The sequence below is a fragment of the Bradyrhizobium sp. CCBAU 11434 genome (genome assembly GCF_028128895.1).
GTDB classification, from domain to species: Bacteria; Pseudomonadota; Alphaproteobacteria; order Rhizobiales; family Xanthobacteraceae; genus Bradyrhizobium; species Bradyrhizobium zhengyangense.
This window is the reverse complement of the sequence record NZ_LBJX01000001.1, coordinates 306,803-322,705: the sequence shown is the minus strand read 5'-3', so window position 1 is coordinate 322,705 and position 15,903 is coordinate 306,803. Positions and strand designations below refer to the sequence as shown.

Here is a 15,903-nt window from a genome sequence, read left to right as displayed (position 1 = left end):
GCGGCCTCTGATTTCTCCCACCGGAAGTCGCTGCCGTCGCACCACATACGGTGCAGGATGACTGATATCTTGCGAGCCACCGCGACCAGCGCATTTTTCATGGAACTTCGCTTGGCGATGCGGATGCCCCATGCCTTTAGCGAACACCACCGTCTTGTGTTGACCATCAATGAATGAGCGGCTCTCGAAGAGGTGTTCTCGAGCAAAGGCATCGCCGCATCGGGTGATACGCCCGTTGTAGTCGACCTCTCCGGACGCGTATTTGCCTGGGGTCAGTCCAAGATGGACGCCAACGTGCCGGGATTTACGGAAGCGGCCTGGGTCATCGATGGTCGTCTTGAATGCCAATGCTGTCAGGGGGCCAACGCCAGGAACCGTCATGAACCGGCGGCAAGTAGCATCGCTGCGAACCAGGCGCCCAATCAGGCGCGTCAACACGCGTGCTTGTTCGCCGAGTATGCGCCGAGCTTCCAGCAATGGAACCACGAGGGCCTGTAAATCTCCGTCATCCAAGATAAGCTCGCGTACACGCTCTTCAAAGCGGCTTTGGCCGATAAGACTCACTTTGAATCCGAAGGTTCGAAGTGCCGCCCGAATATGATTGTTGAGGTCGCGTTGCTTGTCGAGCAGGCACCGGCGACTGCCCATCAGAGCTCGGAGCTTTTGGCTGCCTTCAGATTTGATGTGAACCGCCTTAAACCACCCTGTTCGCATCATTTGCGCAAGCGCACGAGCATCGTTGCGGTCCGTCTTGACAGTTTGAGCTTGCATCACGCTCTTTGCGTGCCGGGTCTCAACACAAATGACGGGTAATCCGCCTTCCGAAAGCCCCTTGTGCAGCCAGGAGGAACATTGGCCGGCTTCTAGCCCAATGCGCTGCAAAGCGAAGCGGGTGTTTCTTAGCCAAGAAATTAGCGCCTCGGGTTCGGTATCCGTCACTCCTTCCCGGACGATATTTCCATCTCGATCAACGATGCAGATCGCGGTGCGCTTCAAAGACACGTCGAGTCCAGCGAAGTAATTCATCAGGATCTCCAGCTCATCTTGTTGGGCGAATCGATCGGCGTATTATGCGCCCGAGTGGTCGGTGCCCGGTTACTTCATCTCGTCGCTGCACTCGGTCCCGCGTGCCGCCTTCGGCGTCGCTATGCTCACGCTCCTGCGGGTGGCTTTTTTCTTAAGGCGATGCGCCCCTGGCGCACGCCCGATCACGCCTGCGGCCCTAGGCAGATTGCACGAAGCTCAGAGTAAGAGTGCAGGCTGGGTTTTCCGTGACGGGTTAGAAGCTGCGAGAGAGGCTCGCGGCGCCCGTCGCGGAGAACCGCGATGCCAAACCCTACTGTTGGTGCGCGCGCCGGCCAGGACCGCGCGAACCTCTATAACGAAATCACCGACAAGATCATTGCCGAGCTTGAGGCCGGCCGCGTCCCCTGGGTTCAGCCCTGGGGGACGGCTGCGGCGAAAGCGCCGCTGGCGATGCCGAAAAATGCGTCGACCAATCGGCAATACAGTGGCGTGAACATCCTCATTCTCTGGGGAGCCGTGATCGAACGCGGATTCACCGGGCAAAGCTGGCTCACTTTCCGCCAGGCGCTCTCGCTTGGTGGTCACGTTCGCAAAGGAGAGCGCGGTACCACCGTTGTCTACGCGGATCGTTTCGTGCCGAATGACGAAAGGCGACGCGCCGCTGAGACCGGCGAAGACGCCCAGGCGATTCCATTCCTCAAACGATTTACCGTTTTCAACGTCGATCAGTGCGCAGATCTGCCTGACGAGATTGCCACCGCTGCGCCGCCACCGCCGGCTGGCCTCATCGAACCCACGGTCGACGCCCTGATCAAGGCCAGCGGAATTCCATTTCGGATCGGTGGAGATCGCGCATTCTACGCAACAGCCGAAGACTATGTTCAGGTCCCACCGCCGCAGGCCTACTTCGAACCCATCAACTGGCACCGCACTGCGTTGCATGAGCTCGGTCATGCGACCGGGCATCCCTCGCGTCTCAACCGCGACCAGAGCGGATCCTATGGTACGAAGAAATATGCCTTCGAAGAACTGGTTGCCGAGTTGAGCTCCGCATTCAGCTGCGCCTCGCTCGGGATCGTCCCGACCGTGCGCCATGCCGACTATATCGGCTCCTGGCTTGAAGTCCTGCGCGAAGACAATCGGGCCATCGTGCGTGCCGCTTCGCAGGCGAGCAAGGCCGCGGACTATTTGCTCGGCTTCGTTCCCGGGTCCATTGAGCCCGCGCCGCTGGATTCGGTTGTGGCCGATCATGAGGCGGCATGATGCTCCGCCTCGTGGCCGCGCGAGAGTGAGAGGAGGGGAGGCTGTTCGCGACGGGTTGGAAGCCGAGAGAGAGTCTCACGGCCGCCCGTCGTGGAGAGCCAAAATGACGAAAGCCGTACAAAAGATCACGCTGTCGCCTTCCCGGGACATTCCCTTCAACAAGCTCGTGCTCAGCCAGTCGAACGTTCGCCGCGTCAAGGCCGGTGTCTCGATCGAACAGCTAGCCGAGAGCATCGCGCAGCGTACGCTTCTGCAAAGTCTAAGTGTCCGAGCCGTCGTTGATGCAGATGGCAACGAGACCGGCATGTTCGAGGTGCCGGCGGGCGGCAGGCGCTATCGTGCCCTCGAGCTTCTGGTGAAACAGAAACGCATGTCAAAGACGCAGGCGGTGCCGTGCGTTGTGCGTGAAGGGGGCATTGCCGCGGACGATTCGGTGGCGGAGAACGATGAGCGGGTCGGTCTGCACCCCCTCGATCAGTTTCGGGCTTTCCAGACTCTCCGCGATCTCGGCATGAGCGAAGAAGACATTGCCGCGCGCCATTTCGTAAACCCTGCCATAGTCAAACAGCGCCTACGCCTGGCGTCGGTCTCGCCGAAATTGCACGACGTCTATGCCGAGGATGGCATGACGCTCGAGCAGCTCATGGCGTTCTCAGTCACTGCGGATCATGCCCGCCAGGAGCAAGTCTGGGAGAACGTCAGCCGCTCCGGTTATGATGAACCATACCAGATCCGCCGCATGCTCACTGAGAACACAGTGCGCGGGTCCGATCGCCGAGCGCAGTTTGTGGGCCTCGATGCCTATCAGCAGGCCGGTGGCGGCGTTCTGCGGGATTTGTTCGAGCACGACGACGGCGGCTGGCTTCAGGACGTCGTGTTGCTCGACCGCCTCGTAACCGAAAAGCTCAAAGCCGAAGCTGAGACGATCGCGGCCGAAGGCTGGAAGTGGATCTCGGTCGCCGTAGAGTTCTCTTACGGTCACACTGAAGGCCTGCGAGAAATCGAAGGCAAGCCTGTCGATCTCTCGCCTGAGGAGCAGGCCACCATCGATGCCCTGAATGCCGAGCAAGCCAAGCTGGAAACCGATTATCAGGATGCAGACGAGCTGCCCGACGAAATCGACCAGCGTCTCGGCGAAATCGAGGCGGCACTGGCGGCATTCGAAAATCGGCCGATGCACTACGATCCGACCGAGATCGCCCGAGCTGGTATCTTCATCGGCATCGATCCCGAGGGGCGCCTCTCTGTGGACCGGGGTTACGTCCGGCCAGAGGACGAGGTGCCGGCAACTGATTGCGATGTCGGGCAGGACGCCGGTGCGTTGTCGACCGAAGGTCAAGAAGAGGGCGCTTCCGTCCAGCGCACGGTGATCGCGGTCGCGGGGAGTGCTCCCGATGCTGAAGAAGATGATGAGGATGCGGCCAGGCCTCTGCCGGATCGGCTGATCACCGAGCTGACGGCGCATCGAACGCTGGCATTGCGCGATGCGCTGGCAGAAAATCCTGCGATCGCGTTCCAAGCGGTGCTGCATAACTTCGTGCTGACGGCCTTTTACCGGTTCGCATCGTCCCGGAGCTGTCTTGAGATCGGCCTTCGCACGCCGAACTTTCCAGCTCAAGCTCCGGGGCTGAGAGAAAGCGTCTCCGCCAAGGCCGTCGAGGCGCGGCATGAGGCCTGGAAGGCACGGTTGCCGAAGAGCGAGAACGATCTCTGGGATGCGCTGACGGCTCTCGATGGTGGTGCACAGGCGTCGCTGTTCGCCCACTGTGCATCATTTGCGGTCAATGCCGTCTATGAGCCGGCTAATCGATACAATCAGGGCCGTGTCTCAGCTCACGGTGTCCGCACCCGTCTCGACCAAGCGGATGTGCTGGCGCGCGCGATCGGGCTCGACATGGTGCAGGCTGGCTGGCGGCCGACCGTCGACAACTATCTCGGCCGGGTCACCAAGCCGCGAATTCTGGAGGCGGTGCGGGAAGTCAAGGGCGAGTCGTCGGCGCAACTGATCGACCATCTGAAGAAGGCCGACATGGCCAAGGAGGCCGAGCGCCTTCTGGACGGCTCAGGCTGGTTGCCGGAGCCGCTGCGTCTCGTTGATCCCGATGCAGCGCCGGTGGGGCAGGAGGGCGAAGCGGGCCCGCTGCCGGAATTCCTCGGCGACGATGAGGAACGGGAGAAAGCCGGCGACGACGATCCGCAACAGCTCGACGCGGCTGAGTGACACAGAGCGGACGGCTCCGGCCATCCCGCAGTTGCTTGGGGACCGGTGTGCAACGCCGGTCCCTTTTTTATGAGGCGAGGGCTGAGAGGAAGAGGAGGGCCGAGAAGGGTTTGAGCCATCGGGTCAAAGGAGAGCGCCTGATGGTTCGACCCGTTCCCGCTCTCCGAAAGAACTCCTGTCATGACCGAATCTCTCGCGGGCGGCGCTGCCGCCGCGCCGCTCTCGATGCGTGCCGCTGCTGCTCTCACCTCTGCTGCTATCAAGGCCGCCCGACAGATCTTGACTGATCTGGAACGCGGCCGTCGCATTGATGCCGCCGTCCTGCGTGGCGCCATGGAAGCGGCCTTCGGCGCCTCGGATGCGGCCGGCGCCTGGAACTGGAAGACCGCGTATGACGTCTGCGAGGCGGCAACCGTTCTCTTCCTTCGCAAGTTCGGTCCGGCCATGCGCGCCAAGGCTGGCTCGACGGCTGCCATGCTGCCAATGCTCGCTAGAATCGAGAGCTGTCTGCCGACCCATACGCGGCGATCCGAGGACAGTCAGGCGTTCCAGCAATTCTCGACGCCGATCCCGCTTGGGCTGGCCGCATGCACCGCAGCCGGTATAACGCCTGCCGACCGCGTTCTGGAGCCATCCGCGGGGACTGGCTTGTTCGCCATCCTTGCCGAACTCGCCGGCGGCTCTCTGATGTTGAACGAGCTAGCCGAAAGCCGCGCGGCGCTGCTGGATCATTTGTTTGCCAACGTTGAGGTCACGCGGTTTGACGCTGCGCAGATCGATGATCACCTCGATGCGAATGTAGTACCTAGCGTCGTTCTGATGAACCCGCCGTTCTCCGCGGTGGCGAATGTCGATCGACGAATGGCGGACGCCGCTTTCCGGCACGTCGCTTCGGCGCTCGCGCGTCTTTGCGACGGTGGACGCCTCGTCGCCATCGCTAGCGCCGGCCTTGCGCCGGATAATCCGGCGTGGCGAGAAGCCTTTGTTCGCCTCCAGGAGCGCGGACGGGTCGTGTTTTCTGCCGCGATCGACGGCGCCGTCTACGCCAAGCACGGCACTCAGACGGACACGAGGCTGCTCGTAATCGATAAGTTGCCCGCTGCCGATCCGAAGGCTTTTCCTGCGTCGCAGGGCATGGCCGGCGATGTCGCCACCTTGCTCAATTGGGTAACCCAGCATGTGCCTCTGAGGCTGCCCGTCGCTGCGCCGGTTGTGGCCGGCGTCATCAGGCGCCCTGCAATGCCCCGATCGGTGCGCGCTTCCGTATCATGTCTGTCGTCCACTTCGGAAAGCGCAGCGCCAAATGGCGTCGAACTCACGTACGAGACCGTCGAATGGTCGCCGCCGGAAGACGCCCGCCTCACCGATGCTCTTTATGAGGAGTACGGATTGCAGTCTATCCGTATTCCCGGATCGTGCGCACATCCGACCAAGCTCGTGCAGTCTGCGGCGATGGCATCCGTTGCGCCGCCGAAGCCGTCGTACCGTCCGCATCTGCCTGCAAGTTTGCTGGCAGACGGAGTTCTGTCGGACGCCCAGATCGAAAGTGTCATTTATGCTGGCGAGGCGCATTCCGAATTTCTTGCGGGCGCTTGGACGGTCGATGCGACGTTTGACGTTGTGGCCGCCGCGCGCGACGACGCAGAAGATACCGTCCGCTTTCGCCGCGGCTGGTTCTTGGGTGATGGCACTGGCGCGGGCAAGGGACGGCAGGTCGCCGGGGTCCTGCTCGACAATTGGCTCAAGGGCCGCCGCCGTGCGGTCTGGATCAGCAAATCCGACAAGCTGATCGAAGATGCCCAGCGCGACTGGTCCGCGCTCGGCATGGAGCGACTGCTCGTTACGCCCCTGTCCCGGTTTCGCCAGGGCACACCGATCCGGCTTTCGGAAGGCATCCTTTTTGCTACCTATGCCACGCTACGCACCGACGAGCGTGGCGAAAAGCTTTCGCGTGTCAGGCAGATCGTTGAATGGTTGGGCTCGGACTTCGACGGAGTGATCGTCTTCGACGAGAGCCACGCCATGCAGAACGCGGTCGGGGGCAAGGGCGAGCGCGGCGATCAGGCGGCCTCTCAGCAGGGACGCGCGGGCCTGAGGCTCCAGCATGCCTTGCCGAATGCTCGCGTGGTTTATGTGTCGGCGACGGGTGCCACCACGGTCCACAATCTCGCTTATGCCCAACGCCTCGGCCTTTGGGGCGGTGCCGACTTCCCGTTTGCCACTCGTGCCGAGTTCGTCGAAGCGATCGAGCAGGGCGGGGTCGCGGCGATGGAGGTGCTGGCCTGTGATCTCAAGGCGCTCGGCCTCTATGCGGCCCGCTCGCTCTCTTACGAAGGCGTCGAGTATGAGCTCCTCGAGCACCAGCTTACGCCGGAGCAGGTCCGCATCTACGACGCCTATGCCAGTGCCTTCAGCGTCATCCATAACAACCTCGATGCGGCCATGCGCGCGGCCAACATCACCGGCGAAACCGGAACGCTGAACGGGCAGGCAAAATCCGCGGCCCGATCCGCCTTCGAGAGCGCCAAACAGCGCTTCTTCGGCCATCTGCTGACCTCAATGAAGACGCCGTCGCTCGTCCGATCGATCGAGCGCGATCTCGACGCCGGACATGCCGCTGTCATCCAGATTGTTTCAACGGGCGAAGCGCTGATGGAGCGCCGGCTCGCCGAGATCCCGACCGAAGACTGGGGTGACGTCCAGGTCGACATCACCCCGCGCGAGTATGTGCTCGACTATCTCGCCCATTCCTTCCCGGTTCAGCTCTACGAGCCGTTCACCGACTCTGAGGGCAACCTCTGCTCTCGGCCTGTCTATCGCGATGGCCAGCCGGTCGAGAGCCGGGAGGCCGTCGCACGGCGCGGCCGCCTCATCGAGAAACTCGCCTCGCTGCCTCCGGTACCCGGCGCGCTGGATCAAATCGTCCAGCGCTTCGGCACCGAGATGGTCGCCGAAGTGACCGGGCGCTCGCGCCGCATCATTCGTAGGGGCGACCGGTTGGTGGTCGAAAACCGCGCCGGTTCGGCCAATCTCGCTGAGGCCTCGGCTTTCATGGACGACGTCAAGCGTATCCTTGTGTTCTCCGACGCGGGCGGCACGGGGAGGAGCTATCACGCCGAACTCTCAGCCCGGAATCGCCGTTTGCGGGTCCATTACCTGCTCGAGCCCGGCTGGAAGGCGGATGCCGCGATCCAGGGGCTCGGCCGCACAAACCGGACCAATCAGGCGCAGCCGCCGCTGTTCCGGCCCATCGCCACCGACGTGAAGGCGGAAAAGCGCTTCCTCAGCACCATTGCGCGCCGGCTCGACACATTGGGGGCCATCACCCGCGGCCAGCGCCAGACCGGAGGGCAGGGGCTATTCCGGCCCGAGGATAATCTCGAAAGCCAGTACGGGCGCGATGCGTTGCGTCAACTCTACACGCTGCTCGTCCGAGGCAAGGTCGGAGGTTGCTCGCTCGAGAGGTTCGAGAATGCGACCGGCCTGAAACTGACGGATACCAATGGCCTCAGGGATGATCTGCCGCCGATCACGACCTTCCTGAACAGGTTGTTGGCGCTCACGATCGACCTACAGAATGTCCTGTTCACTGCCTTCGAGCAGCTCTTGACCGGTCGGATCGAAGGCGCTGTCGCGTCGGGCACCTATGACCTGGGCCTGGAAACGCTCCGCGCCGAAAGCTTTGTCGTCACCGACCGGCGGACGATCTATGACCATCCGGGGACCGGCGCCGAGACCCGGCTGCTCACGGTCGCTCAGCGCCTGCGCAATCATCCGGGGAGTCTGGATGATGCTCTTGCTCGTCTTTCCGATCGTCAGGCCGTCCTGCTGGTCAATGAGCGCTCGGGACGAGCCGCCGTGCAGGTTTCGGCCCCGAGCATCATGCTCGATGACGGCGAGATCGAGCGGCGCGTCCGTCTGATCCGGCCGATGGAGCAGCACACGGTCCCCTTGACCACCATGGCCGAAAGTCATTGGGACGAAGCGGATCGTGAACGCTTCGCCTCGACCTGGCTGGCGGAGCTTGCCGAGGTGCCGGAGTTCACGGAAAGCACGATCCACGTTGTGGCGGGTCTGCTGTTACCGATCTGGAAGCGGTTGCCGAACGAGTCGACCCGCGTCTATCGGCTCCAAACCGATGCGGGCGAACGCATCATCGGACGCAAGGTCTCTGCTGTCTGGGTCGCAAGCGTCCTTGCGGCGGACGCGCCTTCGCTGACGCCGGATGCTGCCTTTGCCGCGCTGGTGGAAGGACGGACCGTCCTCGATCTAACGGAGGGGCTCCAGCTTCGTCGAGCCCGGGTGATGGGTTCATATCGCATCGAGCTGTCGGGATTCAACGACACGATGCGCGATCGCCTCCGTGCTTACGGCCTCTTTGGAGAGATCATCTCCTGGAAGCTGCGCATGTTCGTACCCACGGACGCGAGCGGCATTGAGGTCCTGTCGAGGGTGCTCGACACCTATCCGGTTACGGGCGTCAGTGAGCGGGAGGCCGCGTGATGTCCTCCGCGCCTTGCGAACTGGCACGCCGCCTCGCGCGCGAGGCCGAGGCCGTGTGCCGATACTATCTCTCCAACGGCAAGCGGGCGGGGCGGTACTGGGTCGTCGGCGACGTCCGCAACACGCCGGGCCGCTCGATGTTCGTGCGGCTCCAGGAATCGCCAAAGGGCCCTGCCGGCAAGTGGACTGACGCTGCGACCGGCGAGCATGGCGATCTCCTCGACATCATCCGCGAATGCCGGGGATTGCGCGACTACAGCACGGCCGCCGAGGAAGCGAGGCGGTTTCTGAAGCTGCCTCGTCTTGAGCCGCAACTGGTCTCGAAGCCCGTTCGTTCGGTGGCGCCAACTGGAACGCAGCAAGCCGCCCGCCGGCTCTTTGCGATATCCAGCGCGATCGAGGGGACGGTGGTCGAGACGTATTTGCAGCGCCGCGGAATAGCCCTCATCCACCATGGCGGCAGCCTGCGCTTCCACCCACGTTGCTACTATCGACCGGACGATCATTCGCCGACCGAAACCTGGCCGGCGATGATTGCCCGCGTCACGGACCTCGAAGGGCGGATCACCGGAGCGCACCGAACCTGGCTCGATCCAGACGGCTTTGATCGCATTCGTCTCGGCAAGGCTCCCATCGACACGCCACGACGGGCCATGGGCGACCTGCTCGGCAACGCCGTTCGCTTCGGCGTGGTGGACGACGTGCTCGCCGCCGGCGAGGGGATCGAGACCATGCTTTCATTGCGCTGTGTGCTGCCGACAATGCCGATGGCGGCGGCGCTCTCGGCCAATCACCTCTCAGCCATATTGCTGCCGTCTGGCCTGCGCCGGCTCTATATCGCACGTGACGCCGATGCCGCCGGAGATGCCGTGCAGGCTACTCTCACCCAGCGAGCGGAAGACGCGGGCGTTGAAGCGATTGCATTGTCGCCTCGGCTGGGCGATTTCAACGAAGACCTGCACATCTTCGGTATCGAGGCACTCCGAGCAGAGTTGCGGCTTCAACTCGTGCCAGAGGACGTCGCCCGCTTCCTGCATTCGTCGACGGTGGTCGCGGAATAGCTCTGGCGTTTCGATCGGCGTCGACGCGTCGGCGGCGGAGGCACCAATGCCGGAAAAGGACGCGACCTCGGCCTTCTAGAGGGCGATCGGACGGCAACCGGCCCGGGCCGGCAATGGCTGCGACCGGCTATTTTCCGCCGCGCGCGGCGATGAGAAAACATCAGCCATCAAACCGGAGCGCTTTGCATCGCGAAGCAAAATAGCCGGCCTCCGCCATCCTCCGCTGCCGCTTCGGCCCTTGCGGGTTCTGGCCCGTTCCGCCCGCCGTCTGAGTGATCGCCACAAAGGCCGCGATGGGCGCGGCCGAACCGGCAAAGGGTCCTTCCAATGACCGACCACAACGACATCGAACCGGCGCACACCTCTTCTCCAACTGACCACGTCCTCACTGAACTACAGCTCTTCGGCTACCGTCCCTTCGACGACCAGCCTGATCCACGGCCGCTTCCCGAGGGCAAGATGATCGCTGGCGCCGTTGCCGATATCTTCGACGCCCTGGTTGCGACACTGAGCGACACGCGGCTCGAGCCGGATCTCGACGATCTGCTCTGGTCGACCGTCAACCTGTTCCATCGTGCCGTCGACCGCATCGAACGCCATCTCGACGACAACGAGCAGGCGCAGCAAAAGAGCCAGCGCGAGCAGAATGGCTCCGAGGTACGATCAGTCGAGCTCGAGCGCTTAACGGCCGAGGGCATCACTTTGATCGAGCGCCGCAACTGCCTGGAGCTCTTCCGCGATCAGGCCATCGAGCGCTTTGAGGCTCACACCGGATCGTCCTGGCGCCCTCGTTCCGGATCACTGGTGAACCATCGCACTCTGACCGCAGCGATGATCGACTCGCGCGACTTCATCGCGGCCAAGCGTCGCGCCGAGACCGAAATCATGTTGCCGCTGGGGCCGAAGATCGCGCTCACTGGCGGGCTCGATTTCAACGACCATCATCTGATCTGGGATCGCCTCGACAAGGTTCACGCCAAGCACTCCGACATGGTCCTGCTCCATGGCGGCTCGCCCAAAGGGGCCGAACTAATAGCCTCCAAATGGGCAACTACTCGCAAGGTGCCACAGATCGCTTTCAAGCCCGATTGGACCAAGCACGCCAAGGCGGCGCCCTTCAAGCGCAACGACGCCATGCTCGAACTCCTGCCGATCGGCGTGATGCACTTCCCGGGCACGGGAATCCAGGACAACCTCGCCGACAAGGCGAAGCGGCTCGGCATCCCTGTCTGGAGGTTCGGCGGCGCGTGAGCGCCGTCTTCTCGACTCCAAGCCATCGACGCGAAATTGCTCACGCCGCAACTCCGCCTCCTTTCAGTCTCATATCCAGAGTTGCGCCGTGGTGGTGGTGGAAGGCGCGACTGGTACTTCTATGCACATGGAGCCACCACCATGCTCGCCCTTGGGCTTGTTCTCAACACACTCGGCATTGGCTTATTCTGCTGGGCGATCTTTGCGCTCGCTGTGTATGCCCTGCCGTTTTTCGTCGCACTGAGTATCGGGATGACGGCGTTTCAGAGCGGTGCCGGCCTCATCGGCGCGCTGCTTCTTGGAACGGCCGGTGGAGCGTTGACGCTTGCCGTCGGTCAGGCCGCCGTCGCCATTACCCGATCCTTGGCCTTGCGCATCGCGATCGCGACAGCATTTGCTGTCCCCGCTGCCGTCGCCGGCTATCATGTGGCGTTCGCCCTGTCCCAGATCGGCATGCCCTCGCTGGCTTGGCGAGAGATCCTCGCTTGCCTGGGCGCGGTCTGTGTTGGGGGCACAACGTGGACACGCTTGACTGCTTTTGCAGAGCCACGCCCGCTCGAACTGGCTGGGCTGGTGGAGAATCCATCATACCCAGTTCTTCCAGCCGCTACGCGCGAGGGATGACCGCTCCCGCCTTCGTCGTCGAGCAGGCTCGCCTAGATCGAAGCATTGAACGAGGGATGATCGGGACCTGAACGGGGAGGGCGCAGTCCCCTCGGGGCCTTGACCAAGAGCCCGATTTCGGCCGGTCCACTAAGCCGCGGGGGAGCGGCGATGTCTCGATCATTTCTTCGGAGACGATACCGCCCATTGCAGCAGATTGTTTCTCTTTTTGCGCCGAATCTTTTCCATCTCTTGTTCAGCACAGCCGAGATACGCCACGACTTCTCCTTAAGAGCGGTTCAGCACGCGACGCACGTGGCCTCGTTGATGGCTTGATCTGGCCGAAGACCGGCTTCGCCTCGATCGTCTGAGCCGCAACGCCGTTGATGCGACTTTCTTCCCCTGGGCTTCGCCCATTCCTCGCGAGACAAGAAAGTCGCCACAACGGCGTCCTCCGCTGCGCTCCGGCCCGAGCGGGTGCGTCGCCGATCGTCCTCGGCCCTAGATCGCCATCGAGGCCGCGGTGGTCGCGGGCTCGAAACACAACAGGAGAAGTGACATGGCTAACATCGGTTCCTTCAAGAAGGTCGGCAACGATTTCCAGGGCGAGATCGTCACCCTGAGCCTGCAAGCCAAGGGCGTCCGCATCGTCGCCGAGACCAACCGGTCCAACGACAACGCTCCCAGCCACCGCATCTATGTGGGTCGTGCGGAGATCGGCGCAGCCTGGTCGAAGCGCTCCGAGGAAGGCCGCGACTACCTCTCGCTCAAGCTCGACGATCCCTCCTTCAACGCTCCGATCTACGCGAACCTGTTCGATGACGAGGGCGGTGAAGGCTACAATCTCCTGTGGTCGCGGCCGCGCAAGACCGGCGAGTAGGAGCGCTCAATCCAGCCCCGCCCGAACAGATCGGACGGGGCCTCTTTAATCCCGTCCGCACGTCTTTACGTCCTGCAGCCACCCGCAACCTCATTCCCGTCGCTAGCGCTGAATCCCGTCATTCCGCAGGTCTCGCACATGAGCCTGTATTCACAGCAGTCCCATCTGCGGATCGCCGGGGCTGCGATTGCCCGGCTCGTGCGAAGGCATCCCGTCGAGGCATCTGAAGCTCTCGCCGCGGCGTGAAGGCCTCTACCGGGGCGATTCCGCGCGCTTGAAATCCTTACGGCCGAAGTTGACACGACGCTGGCACTTGTCGGCTGTCCAGAAGCCGAACGTCTTAACAGCCAGGTTAACCGAATTGTGAGGCGCGCAGCCCAACAAACCGCTCCGACCCTCGGGTAGCCGACCCCTCCCGGGAGACGGAAATAGCTGATCCACATGCTCCGCGGCTGAGGAGATCGTCGTGACGGGACGGGTTGACACGCAGCCCTCGTGAATTTAGTGAGGAGTTAATTAATCGATTAACTAAAGACCCGAGGGGATACGTCTGATGCTGGCCAGCCAGAAATATCCGAAGCTGTTTTCACCCCTTGATCTTGGCTTCACTAAGCTGAAGAACCGGGCGCTCATGGGCTCCATGCACACCGGCCTTGAAGAAGCCGAGAATGGCTTTGTCCGGCAGGCCGCATTCTTTGCCGAGCGTGCGCGGAACGGTGTCGGCATGATCATCACCGGCGGGGTTCCGCCGAATGTCGAGGCAAGCGGCCATGGCGTCAAACTGTCGACCCCGGAAGAGGCCGAACAGCACCGCGTGATCACTGACGCGGTGCGTGCAGCCGATGCTGACGTGAAAATCTGCCTCCAGATCCTGCATTCGGGTCCCTTGGCGCGCACGCCGGACTGCGTCGCGCCCTCGGCCGTGAAGTCGCGGATCGGCGCGTTCGTGCCGCGCGAGCTGGATGAAGCGGGCATCGAAAAGCAGATCGTCGACTTCGCCAACTGCGCCGCACTCGCGAGGTCAGCGGGCTATGACGGCGTCGAGATCATCGGCTCGGCCGGCTATCTGATCTCTACTTTCCTGGTCGAAAAAACCAACCGTCGCACGGATTGCTGGGGTGGTTCGTTCGAAAACCGCATGCGCTTCCCGGTCGAAGTGATCAGACGAATACGCGCGGCAGTCGGCGACGACTTCATCGTGATCTTCCGCATATCCGCGATGGATATGCTTGAAGGTGGGCTTGCCTGGGACGAGGTCGTTGCGCTTGGCAAAGCGGTCGTCGCCGCGGGCGTCAACATCGTCTCCACCCATTTCTGCTGGCACGAAGCCTTCGTCCCGACGATTGCCACGATGGTTCCTCGCGCGGCCTTTACGCGAGTGACTGGCCGGCTGCGCAAGGAGCTCGGTGTTCCGATGATCACCTCGAACCGCATCAACATGCCGCACGTCGCCGAAGACGTCCTCGCGCGTGGCGATGGCGACATCGTCTCGATGGCGCGTCCGATGCTTGCGGATCCAGAACTCGTGCGTAAGGCGGCCGAGGGGCGCGAGGACGAGATCAACACCTGCATTGCATGCAATCAGGCCTGTCTAGACCACTCGTTCACAGGTCGTATGGTCAGCTGCCTGGTCAATCCACGTGCTTGCCACGAGACGGAGCTAACCTACCATCGAACGCCGGCGCCCAAGCGCATTGCGGTCATTGGTGCTGGACCTGCGGGCCTTGCTTTCGCCACGACGGCAGCGGAGCGCGGCCACAGGGTAACCCTGTTCGAGGCGGCTCCCGAGATCGGCGGCCAGTTCAACCTTGCGCGGAAGATCCCGGGCAAGGAGGAATTCGACGAAACGCTGCGCTATTTCCGGCGCATGATTGCGGTACGCGGCGTCGAACTGCGCCTCAACACGCGTGCCGCCGCCGATGCGCTGAAAGCCGACGGGTTCGACGAGGTGATTGTCGCAACCGGAATTGAGCCGCGCGTTCCAAAGATCGAGGGTATCGATCATCCGAGCGTCGTAAGTTACATCGACGCCATTCGCGGCCGTCGGGTAGTCGGGCAGAAGGTTGCGATCATGGGGGCTGGCGGTATCGGCTTCGATGTTGCTGAGCTTATCACGCATGCCGGTACTTCGGCTGCGCTGGATATCGAAGTCTTCGCGCGGGAGTGGGGCATAGACTTCAGGAATCATCCCCGCGGCGGGGTGACAGGCGTGAAGCCTGAGATCGCCAGCTCCCGGCGCGAAGTCTATCTAATGCAGAGAAAGTCCGATTCAGTCGGTCGAAACCTCGGTCGTACCACCGGCTGGACGCACCGCCTGGTTCTGCAGCGGCGCGGTGTGCACATGGTGAGCGGAGTTGAGTATCTCAAGATCGACGATGCCGGTCTGCACACCCGCGTCAATGGGGAACCCCGGCTATTTGACGTCGACACGGTTATTGTTTGCGCCGGGCAGACATCGTTCCGGAATCTATACGACGAGCTTGAAGCGCATGGCGTCAAATCGCGCCTCGTCGGCGGCGCTTACGAGGCGGCAGAACTGGATGCCAAGCGCGCGATCGATCAGGCAACCCGGCTGGCGGCAGTGATCTGATGCCACGAGAGCTGCGAGATCGGGAATTGATCAATAGGTTGAGAGATTTGCGCACCCGCGCGAGATGGGAAGCGTACGTTACGCAAATAAGGGCGTCGATCGGAGAAACTGATGGTGCAAGAGGGGCCGTCGGCTGGTCCGGAAGATAGGCACGTGATACAGGTCGTTTCGCGCGCATTCGATATCCTGCGCTGCTTCGAAAATCGAAGCATACGTCTGGGTAATCGCGATATCGCCGACCGGTGTGGTCTTCCTCGGTCGACGGTCTCTCGTCTCACGTCGACCCTCACCCAGATCGGCCAATTGAGCTACCTGCCGCACGAGCAAAAGTATGCCCTGGGTCCGCATGCCTTCGCGCCCAAGACCCCGACACTTGCGGAGAATTGCGACAAGCCCGCCTGCACCGAAGGGCAAGATGTCCATTAGAGCGCGAGCGTCCATGCAGCCGAAGATCAGGTCGGGCTTTGAGTCCATTCAAGGCCGGCGTAACGCAATTCTCGAGCGG

Annotated in this window: 8 protein-coding genes and 2 pseudogenes; 9 read left to right on the top strand and 1 reads right to left on the bottom strand. The window is 62.5% G+C overall.

The window, feature by feature from the left end; all coding sequences use genetic code 11:
• Nucleotides 1-1,026, bottom strand: a pseudogene (locus XI06_RS01490) (IS110 family transposase); the annotation flags it as partial.
• A 300-nt stretch (nucleotides 1,027-1,326) separates the two neighbouring features.
• Here XI06_RS01490 and XI06_RS01485 point away from each other — a divergent pair.
• From XI06_RS01485 to XI06_RS01445, 9 genes and pseudogenes are all read left to right on the top strand, one after another.
• The gene (locus XI06_RS01485; RefSeq protein WP_271604480.1) at nucleotides 1,327-2,289 is read left to right on the top strand and encodes an ArdC family protein; all 963 of its coding nucleotides are present in this window, start codon (nucleotides 1,327-1,329) and stop codon (nucleotides 2,287-2,289) included.
• A 103-nt stretch (nucleotides 2,290-2,392) separates the two neighbouring features.
• Nucleotides 2,393-4,510, top strand: a complete 2,118-nt coding sequence (locus XI06_RS01480) for a ParB/RepB/Spo0J family partition protein (protein ID WP_271604479.1) — start codon at nucleotides 2,393-2,395, stop codon at nucleotides 4,508-4,510.
• 180 nt (nucleotides 4,511-4,690) lie between these two features.
• The gene (locus tag XI06_RS01475) at nucleotides 4,691-9,013 is read left to right on the top strand and encodes a strawberry notch-like NTP hydrolase domain-containing protein (RefSeq protein ID WP_271604478.1); all 4,323 of its coding nucleotides are present in this window, start codon (nucleotides 4,691-4,693) and stop codon (nucleotides 9,011-9,013) included.
• Nucleotides 9,013-10,074, top strand: a complete 1,062-nt coding sequence (locus XI06_RS01470) for a DUF7146 domain-containing protein (protein ID WP_271604477.1) — start codon at nucleotides 9,013-9,015, stop codon at nucleotides 10,072-10,074. The genes XI06_RS01475 and XI06_RS01470 overlap by 1 nt, the downstream gene beginning before the upstream one ends.
• Nucleotides 10,075-10,401: 327 nt before the next feature.
• Nucleotides 10,402-11,325 (top strand): DUF2493 domain-containing protein, encoded by a 924-nt coding sequence (locus tag XI06_RS01465; protein ID WP_271604476.1) that lies wholly within the window; start codon nucleotides 10,402-10,404, stop codon nucleotides 11,323-11,325.
• Nucleotides 11,326-11,466: 141 nt separating this feature from the next.
• Nucleotides 11,467-11,949 carry a hypothetical protein gene (locus XI06_RS01460; RefSeq protein WP_271604475.1) on the top strand — a complete coding sequence of 161 codons (483 nt, stop codon included), beginning with the start codon at nucleotides 11,467-11,469 and terminating at the stop codon, nucleotides 11,947-11,949.
• A 538-nt stretch (nucleotides 11,950-12,487) separates the two neighbouring features.
• The gene (locus XI06_RS01455) at nucleotides 12,488-12,808 is read left to right on the top strand and encodes a DUF736 domain-containing protein (protein ID WP_212428557.1); all 321 of its coding nucleotides are present in this window, start codon (nucleotides 12,488-12,490) and stop codon (nucleotides 12,806-12,808) included.
• A 553-nt stretch (nucleotides 12,809-13,361) separates the two neighbouring features.
• A complete protein-coding gene (locus tag XI06_RS01450; protein WP_271604474.1) occupies nucleotides 13,362-15,398 on the top strand; it encodes an NADPH-dependent 2,4-dienoyl-CoA reductase in 2,037 nt (678 codons plus the stop codon).
• 111 nt (nucleotides 15,399-15,509) lie between these two features.
• Nucleotides 15,510-15,764 (top strand): annotated as a pseudogene (locus XI06_RS01445) (helix-turn-helix domain-containing protein); the annotation flags it as partial.
• Nucleotides 15,765-15,903 lie beyond the last annotated feature (139 nt).